General features: G+C 48.4%; 8 protein-coding genes. 5 read left to right on the top strand and 3 right to left on the bottom strand.

Annotated elements, in window-relative coordinates:
• Nucleotides 1-13 precede the first annotated feature (13 nt).
• The 3 genes from nudC to dnaQ all read right to left on the bottom strand — a co-directional run bounded on the left by nudC (nt 14) and on the right by dnaQ (nt 3,928).
• On the bottom strand, nt 14-790 hold the full coding sequence (gene nudC, locus AZH43_RS05490) for an NAD(+) diphosphatase (protein WP_067667435.1): 777 nt from the start codon (nt 788-790) through the stop codon (nt 14-16).
• Entirely contained in the window at nt 790-2,433 is a 1,644-nt protein-coding gene (locus tag AZH43_RS05495) for a chemotaxis protein (RefSeq protein ID WP_067667437.1), read from the bottom strand. The genes nudC and AZH43_RS05495 overlap by 1 nt, the downstream gene beginning before the upstream one ends.
• A gap of 127 nt (nt 2,434-2,560) precedes the next feature.
• Nucleotides 2,561-3,928 (bottom strand): DNA polymerase III subunit epsilon, encoded by a 1,368-nt coding sequence (dnaQ, locus tag AZH43_RS05500; protein WP_067667439.1) that lies wholly within the window; start codon nt 3,926-3,928, stop codon nt 2,561-2,563.
• Between the two features lie 207 nt (nt 3,929-4,135).
• On the opposite strand from dnaQ, the gene AZH43_RS05505 reads away from it, so the two are divergent.
• The 5 genes from AZH43_RS05505 to AZH43_RS05525 are packed head-to-tail and all read left to right on the top strand — an operon-like array spanning nt 4,136 to nt 13,042.
• Nucleotides 4,136-7,474: a LysM peptidoglycan-binding domain-containing protein gene (locus AZH43_RS05505; protein WP_067667441.1), complete on the top strand. Its 3,339-nt coding sequence runs from the start codon at nt 4,136-4,138 to the stop codon at nt 7,472-7,474.
• Between the two features lie 30 nt (nt 7,475-7,504).
• Complete coding sequence (locus AZH43_RS05510; protein WP_406564612.1) at nt 7,505-9,343, top strand: extracellular solute-binding protein; 1,839 nt, start codon at nt 7,505-7,507, stop codon at nt 9,341-9,343.
• Nucleotides 9,344-9,367: 24 nt separating this feature from the next.
• Entirely contained in the window at nt 9,368-10,435 is a 1,068-nt protein-coding gene (locus tag AZH43_RS05515; protein ID WP_067667445.1) for a microcin C ABC transporter permease YejB, read from the top strand.
• Entirely contained in the window at nt 10,435-11,448 is a 1,014-nt protein-coding gene (locus tag AZH43_RS05520) for an ABC transporter permease (RefSeq protein ID WP_067667447.1), read from the top strand. Before AZH43_RS05515 ends, AZH43_RS05520 begins: the two co-directional genes overlap by 1 nt.
• Nucleotides 11,423-13,042, top strand: a complete 1,620-nt coding sequence (locus AZH43_RS05525; RefSeq protein ID WP_067667449.1) for an ABC transporter ATP-binding protein — start codon at nt 11,423-11,425, stop codon at nt 13,040-13,042. The genes AZH43_RS05520 and AZH43_RS05525 overlap by 26 nt, the downstream gene beginning before the upstream one ends.
• Nucleotides 13,043-13,093 lie beyond the last annotated feature (51 nt).

A 13,093-nucleotide genomic window follows, 5' to 3' on the forward strand; every position in this document is an offset into this window, starting at 1 on the left:
TTTCTTAAAGCAATTAAAGCCAGGCTTGTGTATCATCTGCAACAGCGGTGCCATGAATGGCATGCATGATCATGGCATGCGCAATGCTGCCTTTAAACGGAATTTCAGGCAGCTGGTCAAATTTAAAGAAAGCTGCGGCACTGATTTCTTCCGGCTGCAGTTTGATTTCACCTGATGCATATTCTGCTTTAAAAGCAATCATTAAATTGCTGGGAAAAGGCCAAGGCTGGCTGGCAAGATATTGGATATTCTTCAGCTTTAAGCCGACTTCTTCTTCTGTCTCACGGCGGACTGCATCTTCCAGCGTTTCACCGACTTCTATAAAGCCTGCAATTAACCCATACATTTCGCTGTTTTTGTTGCGGGCATTTTTAGCCAGCAAAATCTCATCATCGCCGCGGGTAATTACGGTAATGACGCAAGGATTGACACGAGGATATTGATGGTAGCCGCAGGCAGGGCAGACCATGGCGTATTCAGTCGGATGAACATCAGTTTTATGGCCGCAGTGGCTGCAGAATTTATGATTGCGGCGCCACTCTAAAAGCTGAATAGCGCGGCTGGCCTGTTCAAATTCTTTGATATTCCAAATCTGAAGCAGCTGGCGGATTGGAACCAGCTGCAAGCCGTCAGGAATGGGTTCGTGTTCAAGAAGGTCACGGGCAATCACTTGATCACCCGTGCCAATCAGCAAGTCACTTGCCAGACTTTCAACTTTGGGAAGTTGATAATGTTCATTTACCAGCAGCTGCTGCTGTTTAAAAATATAGGCAAGTGAGAGATTGGTCATTAGGCTGCTGATTTCAGTTTATCGCTGCTTTCCAATGCTACCTTAAACATGCTGTGCAATACAGGCAATTTATTCTTTAAATTGTCAATCAGCATGTCTGCGCTGGCCAAGGTATCTAGAACATGATTGATATTTTGCTGATCAATCGCTTCAGCTGCTTCGATACGTTTTTGCAGGAAAGATGCTGCTGCAACCAGCGCGTCACGGCCTGTTTCGGCATTTAAGAACAGCAATGCACCGCCAATTTCACGCAATTGTACAGGAACAGTGTCTAATCCGGCGGTATCCTGATCTTTTACGAATTGGACTAAAGCTTGGCTTGCAGAATCAATCAAGACACGTGTTTCATTTAACAGCGCTTCATGCGCTTCGTCTAAACGGTCCAATGAAATGTTCATGTTGTTGACACGCAGCTGCAGGCGGCTGGAGGTGTGGTGACGCTCCAATACGCCAATTGAATTCATTGCCGATAGAATGCAATTCATCAATTGCTGCGCAAAGTTGTCATCTTTTAAGATGTCTGCCTGATTCAGCGATGCCGCTTGGCGTGCAAGATCATTATGCGCTTCGTTCAAATTCAGCACTTTAAAAATATTGCCCAGCTGCAGCAGTTTGTTTTGCAATTCCTGCGTTTTTTCCGCTGTCATGTTCTGATAATTGAACTCAATATCATTGCGGATTTGCGTCATTTCAGCAGTGACCAAATCACTGATGGTATGCATGGTATCAAAATCAGGGCCATACAAGTGGCGGCTGAAAACCTGCAGCTGAATATCCGTCAGCAGATCATCGCCAATGTTCAGCTTGCCGCGGATATGCTGTGAAACCTCATCTTCTTGGCTGATGCATAGGCTCAATACATTCGCAATATCAGCCAGAGACGGTTTAAAGCGTTCAGGAGCGCTGAAGTATTGCGCCATATTGCGTTCAATGCTGATTAATGTGCGCAAACGCGGCTCGCTGATCAGCAGCTGGTCAATTTGATTAAATGCGCTGAACACCAAGCTCCAATACTGTTTGCTCGGGTGCTTTTCAGCTAAGCCCGCTAAATACGCGCCAACCAGTTTAATCGCTTGCAGGTCTGACTCATTTTCTTCCTGCTTCAGCAGCTTGTTTAACGCCAATTTATACAGGCGGTGAACGTATTTCGATTTTTCTAGCGCAGGCGCTTGTGGCAAGTCAAAATCAGGCGTAATTGAGTCCAGCAAACTTTCAATATGCTGCCCTTCAGAAGTCAGCGGCTTGCCCAGTGACAATTCCAGACGGTTCAATGTGTCCAGCAGGAATTGCGGAATTTTTACTTCCCGCAGGCAGATGAATTCGATGTAGCGTTTCAGCATGGTGGTGCCTTCGCTTAGCGCAATGACATCAGATGCATTGATCACCGCAGGATTCCCCATGATCTTGCGCATCAGCTCTGCCGAATATTGAGCAATTTTAGCAAGGCTGGACATATCGATCAGGGCCAGAACCTGTGCGCATTGCTCGAATTGGTTCAGCGCATCATCAATGCCAAAAGGTAAGGTTTGGTCTTCTACCAGGGTGCTGACTGCTGATTCGACTAACTTGATCGAGTTATCAACCTCATTTTTTATTATCAGCAATGCCGTTGGATCAAAATGAATAGAGGTTTGGTAGGACATGGATCTGCACCTTTCCTAGGGTTTTATCTTGTTTGTGAACCGCCATTTTTCAGGCGGGCCATCTTTTGTTTTACTATAGCGTAAGTTTTAACTGTTTAAATACAAAAAGTAACTCGAAAGTTAGATTTTATTTGGCAAAAAGGCAAGGCGTTCCATGTTTTTCTTCAAATTGTTTGACCCAATTCTCATGCTCGGTTAATTCTTCAGCATTGGGCAAAATGACTGGCAGGTCAATTTGCACCGCTTGCCGCGCCATTTCGGCCTGAGCGCCGTCTGCATGGGTCAAGGCATCTATATCAAAAGAAACCTGTCCGCCTGTCATGGCCAAGTAGACATCCGACAGAATTTCAGCATCCAGCAAGGCGCCGTGGAAAGTACGGTCACGCTGCGGAATTTCATAGCGGCGCACCAAGGCATCCAAGGAGTTCTTTTGACCCGGATGCTTGGACTTGGCCATGGCTAGTGTATCGGTAACTTCACAAACTTCTGACAGGGCAGGGAAACCTGCGCGCTTAAACTCCATATTCAAGAAGTTCATGTCGAAGGTTGCGTTATGCGCAATAATTTCTGCGCCTTTTAAATAGTCAAATAAAGTGTCAGCAATTTCTGCATACAGCGGTTTGTCTTTTAAGAAGTCATCGCTGATACCGTGAATATTTTCAGATTCACCGACAGGTTTTTGCGGGTTGATGTAAATATGGATTGAGCTGCCGGTCAGTTTGCGGTTGATCATTTCAATCGCGCCGATTTCGATAATGCGGTCACTGTCCTGAAAATAGAAGCCGGTAGTCTCTGTATCCAGAATTAACTGGCGCGGGCCCTGAATGTCCAAAGTGGCGGATGTAATTACAATTTTAGGATGAATTGCCGCAGCGGATGGCTGTACAGCAGGCTCAGTAACGTCTTCTACAAGAGCATTGACTTCTGCTGCCGCCATAGCGTCATCGTCCAGAGCTTCTTCATCCGGAAGGTCTTCATCAGAGTCAGTTAAATCTAAGCCAAAAGGGTCATTCAGCAGCCAGTCAGATTCGGCTTTTTTTTTTGCATCATCCGCTTTCCCGTTTTTCAATTGCATTAACATTTCTTCAGCGCCCTGATTGGCCAGCTGATCGGCCATTTCATTGCCTGCATGGCCGGCGTGGCCTTTAATCCAGTTCCATTCAATTTCACGGCCTTGGCAAACTGCGTCGAGCTTTTTCCACAAATCCGGATTTTTAACATCTTTCCAGTTTTTCTTTTTCCAGCCGTGAATCCATTCGGTGATGCCTTGCTTGACATAGTTGGAGTCTGTCCAAATCACCAGTTTGGCATCGGCAGGGCAAAACAGCACGCCTTCTATAGCAGCGGTCAGCTCCATGCGGTTGTTGGTGGTTTCGGCTTCGCCGCCGCAAATTTTATGTTCTTCAGACTCTGTAATGATATATGCCCCCCATCCACCTAAACCGGGGTTGCCCTTGCAGGCGCCATCGACATAAAGCGTGATTGTTTGTGACATAAATACGGATCCGGAAAAATTAAGGCGGTGATCAGGGAGGTATTGTATAACGCAATTGGAAATGCGAAAGCGATATCATGGCGTTTTTTTAATTTCTTGTAACATTTATACTGGAAACACGTTAAATTAACGGCTTGTGTCTGTGTGATGCTTCACTACAATGGCATATCTAAAAAATAAATTTTATACGAGTTGTTTGGATTTTTTATGTATAAACCAACCAAGATCTGGTGTCAGCCCAATATTCCTTCATTATTCAAAATTACAGTACTGGGTTCAGCGTTAGCTGCCCTAGGCTTAACGGGCTGTTCATCATCGTCAAGCACGACACAGGCGTCAAAGTCGAAAATGGTTGGTTCATCAGGCTATTTAGATGCCAATAGCCTAGATGGTTTGGAAGATCTGCTCTCTGCAACAGACATGCGCGCAGTTGAAGGCGACCGTCTGCAAGTATTAAAGCATGGTGATGTGTGGAAACGCATGACCGTTGGCTTCAAAATGGATTTAAACCATTGGGATACCCGTATTGAGGCGCAAAGGGGCTGGTTTGCATCACGTCAGCCGTATATAGACCGCCTGAGCGCGCGTGCATCACGCTATCTATACCACACTGTTAAAGAAGCGGAACGCCGCGGCATGCCGACCGAGCTGGCGCTGCTTCCTGTGATTGAAAGCTCGTATGACCCAGCGGCGACTTCGAGCGCTGCTGCGGCAGGATTATGGCAGTTCATTCCGAGTACAGGGCGCATTTACGGTTTAAAGCAAACCAGCATGTATGATGGCCGCCGAGATGTTGTGGAATCGACCCGTGCAGCCTATGAGTTTTTGGGCGGCCTATATAATCAATTCGGTTCTTGGGAATTGGCGCTGGCGGCTTATAACGCAGGGCCGGGCCGTATTCAGCAAGCGATTAACCGCAATAAGGCAGCAGGTCTGCCGACTGATTACTGGTCTTTAAAACTGCCGCAGGAAACCATGAATTATGTGCCGCGGTTTTTGGCTGTAGCGCAGATTATTAAGAGTCCCGGGCAGTATGGTGTCAGCCTGCCGCCAATCGCCAACCGCCCGCACTTTCGTGAAGTGATGGTTGGGCCGGCAAACTTAAATGAAGTCTCATCAATTACGGGTTTAAGCCGTTCGGAACTTTATGCCCTAAATCCAGGGCACCGCGGTGAAGTGATTGATACTTCCAGCCCGATGAAAATTTTAATTCCTGCCGATATCAGCCCATCTGTGGATGAAAAGCTGAAAAAAATGAAATCCAGCTCGGGCGGCTATTGGGCAGGCGGCTTAAGCCAGAATTTACCGCAGAATAACGTGACCATTGCACCGTCGCGCGCAACGCCGCCGACCTTAAATACCAAGGTCATTACGCCGGCTAAATCTGCGCCGCCAGTTATTGTCTCCGCAAAACCCGCTGTGCCTGCAGTGACTGCATCTGTACCAGTGACAGCCAGTTCTACGGCATTAGGCCGTCCGCAGGCCAAAACACCGCAAGGTTCAGCCGCTTTGGCCGCTTTTGCTTCCGGTACCGATATACCAAGCGCACCGCGTATTCCAGTTGCTGTTTCTCCTGCTGCGCCGTCAAAAAGAGTTTCAGCAGAACCTGCACTGACAGCCAAAGAGCGTGAGCAGATTATGGCGGCCATTCAGGCGGAAGGTGCAACGAAAACGGTTGATGAAGTGCTGAAACCTGTCGCAAGCAAAGCAGAGCAGGATGAAGTCGTTCAGGAGCTGACAGCGTTAGCGCCTAAAGGTACAGAAATCGTAGACCCTTATGACGGCAAAATTAAGCTGACAGCGATTCAAACCAGTCAATCCATTGCCGAACAGCAGGGCAAAGAGCTGACGAAAGGTTTCGCCTATCCGAAAGGGGTTGCGGAAAGCACCCGTCCAGATTCGGACGAAGCGAAACGGAATCAGGGCAAAAACATTATCAAAACAGACTCGGAAGTGGTGGTGGTTGCGCCGAAAGGCAAACGCAGCACCTACACGGTTCAGTCTGGTGATACGCTTGCTGTGATTGCCATGAAAAATGGCGTGAACTGGCGGGATGTCGCAAAATGGAACCAGATGGATGCCGATTCTAAGCTGTTTGTCGGAACTACTATTTATTTGTATGATGCGAAACCTGCCGCGCAGCAAGAAGAATCCAAGTCTAAAGCGCAGCCTGAAACCTATGTGGTTAAAGCCAATGACAGCTTAACAGGGGTGGCTGGCCAATTTGGCTTATCGGTGAAGCAGCTGGCTGATTTTAATAATATCAGCACCACAAGCGGCCTGTTTGTGGGGCAGAAACTGTCTTTAAAAGAAACCGCGGCCTCTAAAGCTAAGCTTGAAGTAGAGAGTAAAAAAGCGGAAGCTGAGAAAAAAGCGCTTAAAGTGCAAACGAAGCCTTATAGTGTGAAACGCGGTGAATATCTGAAGCTGATTGCAGACCGATATGCGCTGTCGAATCAAGAGTTAGCTGATCTTACAGCAGGTTTAACTGCATCCAGCAGCCTCATGGCGGGTCAAAAAATCAATGTGCCATTGAATGAAGTGAACGAAAGCGCTTCATCTGCAAATGCATCGTTGAATAAAAAGCAGGAAGAAGTAAAAACCTCAGCGTCTAATGTGAAATATGAGGCGAAAGCGGAAACCGGCTACAAGACAGAAAGCTATACGGTACAGCGCGGCGATACGCTGTACAGTATTGCAGCGCAATCTAAAATGGCCATGACTGAATTGGCTGATTTAAATAATCTTCAGGCGAGCAATGGCTTGCGTGCAGGCCAAGTGCTGAAAATCCCGGCTTCTGCGGCGGTGCCGGATCAATATACGGTTCAATCGGGCGATACCTTGTCGGGCATTGCCAGCCGTTATAATTTAGGCATGGACTACATTGCCAATGTGAACGGTATTAACCGCAATACAGGCTTGCGTGTAGGGCAAAAACTCCAGCTGACTAGTGATGCGCCGGAAGATAAACCAGAAGTGAAAGCTTCAGTGAAGGCAGAGGCTAAAACTGTATCTAAAAATGATAAATCTGCTGCGGGCTTAATGCCGGATACGCATACAGTGAAATCGGGTGAAACGCTGACTTCAATTGCGCAAAAGTACAAACTGCAGCTGGCTTATTTGGCTGACTTGAATGATTTGAGCCGAACGAGCACTGTCCGTATTGGCCAAAAGCTCAAGATTACAGGCGATCTGCCGGAAATTGAAAAAACGGCAGCGGCGGCTAAATCTGCGCCAGTAAGTGCGCGCAGTACAGAAAGCTATACCGTAAAATCCGGTGAGTCGCTGAACTCAATTGCCAGCCGTACCGGCTTGAGCGTAGCGGAATTGGTAGACATGAATAATCTCAGCGCGCGAGCAGGTTTGCGTGTGGGGCAGAAAATTCAGCTGCCAAAAACAGTCGCTGAATACCGCATTAAGCGCGGGGACACACTGATTGGTTTAGCCAGCCGTTATGGCATGGACAGCAGTACTTTGGCCGAATTAAACAATCTTCAGCCTTCTGCTCAGCTGCGTATTGGTGAAGTGATTAAAGTCCCGAACTAGCATCAAGCCGCAGCAGGGAGCCGCGTGAATATTTTATTAGCGAAGATTAATCCTTATCTGCTGGCTTTCGGGTCAGTTGCTTTATCGCAAGGGGCATGGGCGGCGCTGCAGACGACGCCTTTTATTGCAATACACAGCGCGCCGAAATATGCCTCTATGGCAGTGATGCCGTATGCCAATATTAAAGCGCCGAAAGGCGGTTATCTCAGTACCGCCAGCAATGGCACTTTTGATAATCTGAACAGCATGAACGGCAAAGGCAGTTCCGTAGATGGCGTGAATTTTCTCTTCGATTCATTGATGAGCAGTTCCTTGGATGAACCTGGGGTCATGTACCCGCTGCTGGCGTCCAGCGTGACCTTTGATCCGCATAAAACCGCTTATGTGATTTTCCATTTGAATCCTGAAGCAAAGTTCAGTGACGGTTCACCGGTGACAGCCATTGATGTGAAGTTCAGCTTTGATGCCTATCAGACGAAATCGAATCCGGGCCTGCAGATGTATTTGGCCGATCTGGCTAAGACTGAAGTGCTGTCCAAATATCAGGTCAAAATGAGCTTCAAATCGGACAACAATGCAGAAATGCCGCTGATTTTGTCGCAGCTGCCGATTTATTCTAAAAAAGATTGGGCCAAAAAGGATTTTACTCGCGTCACTTTGCAGCCCATTTTAGGTTCTGGCCCTTATTTAATAGAGCGTATCGATGCCGGACGAAGCGTCAGCTATAAGCGCAACCCGAATTATTGGGGCAAAAATTTGCCGGTAAACCGCGGGCGCTACAATTTTGACCGGCTGAAATATGTCTATTACCGCAGTTTGGATATTGCGTTTGAAGGCTTTAAGTCGGGGCAGTACACCCTGCATGAAGAATATACAGCCCGAAAATGGGTAACTGAATATAACTTTCCCGCCGTAAAGGCGGGCATGGTGGTGAAATACCGTTTTAGGCACAGCAATCCTATTGCGACACAAAGCTTCGTATTCAATACGCGCCGCAATCCGTTTCAGGACATCCGCCTGCGTCAGGCGCTCATCTACGCTTATGACTTTGAATGGCAAAACAAGGCGCTGTTTTATGGCCAATACAGCCGTTTGCAAAGCTATTTTGCCAACAGCGAGTTAGAGGCGAAAGGTGTCCCGTCTGCACAAGAGCTGGCGGTACTGAAACCGCTGCTGGCAAAATTAGATCCGATTCAGCGCGCGGGTGTATTGAAAAACTGGACATATCCAGTTTCAGATGCCAGCGGCTTTAACCGCGGCAATTTGCTTACTGCGCGCCGGCTGCTGCTGAATGCGGGCTATCGCTACAAAAATGGCCAGCTGATGGACAAGAAGGGTCAGCCGATTCAAATAGAATTTCTGATTCATCAGGAAGGCCTGCAGCGCACTTTAATGCCTTTTGTTCGTAACATGAAGCGTCTAGGCATACAGGTGAATGTGCGTCAGGTTGATGTGCCGCAATATATAGAGCGGATGCGCAGCAAAGATTTTGATATGACGACGAATGTCATGCCGCAGTCTTTAAGCCCAGGCAATGAGCAGGCGCAATTCTGGGGCAGCGCTTCAGCCGATCAGGATGGCAACTACAACTATGCGGGAATTAAGAGCCCTGCTGTGGATGCTGTGGTGCAGCAGATTATCCGCGCACCTGACCGTCAAGCCTTGGTGATCAATACCCGCGCTTTAGACCGCCTGCTGCGTGCGGGCTATTATCAAATTCCAACCTACGGCAAAGGGGAGAACTGGCTGGCTTATTGGAATATGTATAAACAGCCGGCCGTCAAGCCAAAACTTTCTGTCGGTCTGGATTACTGGTGGAGTGACCCGGCTCAAGCGCAGAAAGTTGCCAATTATTTGCGTAAGCAATAAGCCCGAAGCAAAAGGATAAAAATTATGGGCACATATATTTTAAAACGGCTGCTGCTGATTATCCCGACGCTGCTGGCGATTTTGCTGATTAACTTTGTGGTGATTCAGATAGCGCCCGGCGGGCCAGTTGAGCAAGCGATTCAGCAGGCCGAGAGCTTTCAGGGTATGGGAACTGCCGGCGGCGGAGAAACAGCGCAAGGCGGCAGCAAATACCAAGGCGCTAAAGGCCTAAGCGAAGACATGGTGAAGAAAATTGAGGCGCAATACGGTTTTGATCAGCCTGCATACCAGCGTTTTTGGCAAATGCTGAAAGGCTATGCCGCCTTGGATTTTGGCACCAGTTTCTTTAAAGATAAGCCTGTCACTCAACTGCTATGGGAAAAGCTGCCGGTATCTTTGTCTTTGGGGCTCTGGAGCACCTTGCTGATTTATCTGGTGTCTATTCCCTTGGGCATTAAAAAAGCCCGCCATCATGGTTTGCTGTTTGATAAGGCGACTTCATTGCTGCTAGCTGTGGGCTACGCCATTCCGGCCTTTGCTTTTGCTATTTTACTGATTGTATTTTTTGCCGGCGGATCATATTTTCAATGGTTTCCGCTGCAGGGCTTGGTGTCGGAAAATTTTGCCGAGCTGAGCGTGCTTGGAAAAATTGCCGATTATTTCTGGCACATGACATTGCCGCTGCTGGCAATGGTCATTGGCGGTTTTGCAGGTCTGACCTACTTAACCAAATATTCTTTTATGGAAGAATTGAACAAGCAGTATGTGCTGGCGGCGCGTTCTAAAGGGCTGACAGAATCAAGGGTGCTGTATGGCCATGTCTTCCGCAATGCCATGCTGATTGTGATTGCCGGCTTGCCGGAAGCCTTGATAGGCATTTTCTTTGTCGGCAATTTATTCATTGAAATTATTTTTAACTTAGATGGTTTAGGGCTGCTGGGTTTTGAAGCCATTGTGCAGCGGGATTATCCAGTTATTTTCGGGACTTTATTTATATTTACGCTGCTGGGATTGATTCTGCGCCTTATCAGTGATGTGCTGTATCAGGTGATTGATCCGCGGATTAACTTTGAATCACGGGGAGCAAAATAATGTCCCCCATCATGCAGGCGCGCCTGCAGCGCTTTAAGCAAAATAAGCTTGGCTTTGGCTGCTTTATTCTTTTTGCCATTATTTTTGTGCTGTCTATGGGTGCAGAGCTGATTGCCAATGATAAGCCGCTGCTGGTGAAATATGACAGCAGCCTCTATGTTCCAGTCTTTAAACACTATCCTGAAACCGCATTTGGCGGCGTATTTGAAACCGAAGCGGATTATAAAGACCCAGCTGTGCGGCAGCTGATTGATGAACATGGCTGGGCGCTGTGGCCGGTTAATCATTTCTCCTATCAGACGCCCAATTTAGATTTAGCGGTTCCAGTTCCTTCTGCGCCGACAGCGCAAAACTGGCTGGGAACAGATGACCAAGGCCGTGATGTGCTGGCGCGCATTTTGTATGGTCTGCGGGTTTCGCTGTTGTTCGGTTTTGCCTTAACGCTGGCATCTGCGGTCTTGGGTATTGCAGTGGGCGCTATTCAAGGCTATTACGGCGGCTGGATTGACCTGATTGGACAGCGTATTTTAGAGGTTTGGGGCGGTCTGCCGATGCTGTTCATGGTCATGATCTTGGTCAGCATGTTCAATCCAAGTGTCTATTGGCTGTTTGCGATAATGCTGCTGTTTGGCTGGCCTGCTTTGGTGGGGCTGGTTCGGGCGGAGTTTCTGCGGGCGCGAAATTTTGACTATGTGCGGGCAGCGCGCAGTTTAGGCGTTACAGACCGCGCGATTATTTTCCGCCATATTTTACCCAATGCCGTGAGTTCGAGCCTGTCCCAGCTTCCATTTATGCTGACAGCGAATATTACCGCGCTGACCGCTTTAGACTTTTTGGGCTATGGTCTGCCGCCCGATGCCGCTTCGCTAGGAGAGCTGCTGTTGCAGGGTAAAAATAATTTAAATGCGCCGTGGCTGGCGCTTTCAGGATTTTTTACTTTAGCGATTGTACTGTCATTGCTGATTTATATTGGGGAGGCGGCGCGTGATGCATTCGATCCAAGACGTCAATAAAACATTTACAGAGGCAAAGCTGGAGCCGGCTGCACATACTGTGCTCAGCGTGCATCAGCTGCGGATACATGACGGTGATGGGCAGCCGCTGGTGCATGGCCTCAATTTCGAGCTGAACGCTGGGGAAACACTGGCGATTGTCGGTGAAAGCGGTTCAGGAAAATCCATCAGCAGCTTGGCTTTGCTGGGGCTGTTGCCGAAGAATTTGCAGGTGACCGGGCAGGCGTTTCTGGGCGGTCAAAATCTTATAGGATTGAAGCAGGTGCAGCTGCGTGAAATTCGTGGTGCAAAAATCGCGATGATTTTTCAGGAGCCCATGACGGCGCTGAATCCGCTGCACCGAGTAGAAAAAATCATTGGTGAAAGCCTGCTGCTGCGCGGGCAGTCTAAAGCGCAAACCCGTGAACGGGTGATTCAGCTGCTGCAGGATGTCGGCATTCCAGAGCCGGAAGATAAGCTGAAACGCTATCCGCATGAGCTGTCTGGCGGTCAGCGCCAGCGGGTGATGATTGCTATGGCATTGGCTTTAGATCCGGACATTTTAATTGCTGATGAACCGACAACGGCTTTAGATGTAACACTGCAAGCGCAAATCCTGCAGCTGCTGAAATCGCTGCAGCAAAGCCGAAAAATGGCCATGATCCTGATCAGCCATGACCTGAATTTGGTGCGGAAATATGCCGATCAGGTGATTGTGATGAGCCAAGGCGCAGCTGTCGAGCAAGGCGGCGTGCAGCAGATTTTTGATGCGCCTGAGCAAGCTTATACACGTGATTTGCTCAATCATGATTTTGGTGAGGCGCTAAAGCTGCCCAGTCAGCCAGTATTGCTGGAATTGTCTAATGTCGGCGTGAAGTTTCCGATCAAGCACGGCCTGCTGAATCGGGTCAAAGATTATTTTGTGGCGGTAGAGCCTTTAAGCATCGCGCTGCAGCAGGGGCAGTCCATTGGTGTGGTGGGAGAAAGCGGTTCGGGTAAAAGCTCACTGGCTTTGGCGGTATCACGCTTAATTGACAGTGAAGGGCAGATTCTATTGCAAGGGCAGGACTTGAACCGGCTGAACGAAAATCAGCTGCGTCCTTTGCGCAGCAGTTTTCAAATTGTGTTTCAAGATCCGTTCAGCAGCTTAAATCCGCGCCTAAATGTGGAGCAGACCATTGGTGAAGGCTTGGAGCTGCAAAAGATGCCTCAATCCGATATTCAGAAAAAAATTGATGAAGCGTTGAAAACAGTCGAGCTGCCAGCCGCGTTTAAGCAGCGCTACCCGCATGAGCTTTCAGGCGGACAGCGTCAGCGTATTGCATTGGCCCGGGCTTTGGTGCTGCAGCCAAAAGTATTGATTTTGGATGAGCCGACTTCCGCTTTGGACAGGACAACCCAGCGCGCCATTGTGCGCCTGCTGCGCCGCCTGCAGCAGGAATACGGTATGAGTTATCTGTTTATCAGCCATGACCTGCAGGTGGTGAAAGCGCTGTGTCAAAAGGTGCTGGTGCTGCGGCATGCGCAAGTCATGGAATTTCAGGACACGCCTGAGCTGTTTGCTCATCCGCAAACGGAATATACACAGAGGCTGATTGAAGCCAGTCAGTATTAATCTGCTGTAGGATAATTTGACAATATTAATTGTCTATATGCTATTGACGTT

Source organism: Acinetobacter pragensis, assembly GCF_001605895.1.
In the GTDB taxonomy this organism is placed as follows: domain Bacteria; phylum Pseudomonadota; class Gammaproteobacteria; order Pseudomonadales; family Moraxellaceae; genus Acinetobacter; species Acinetobacter pragensis.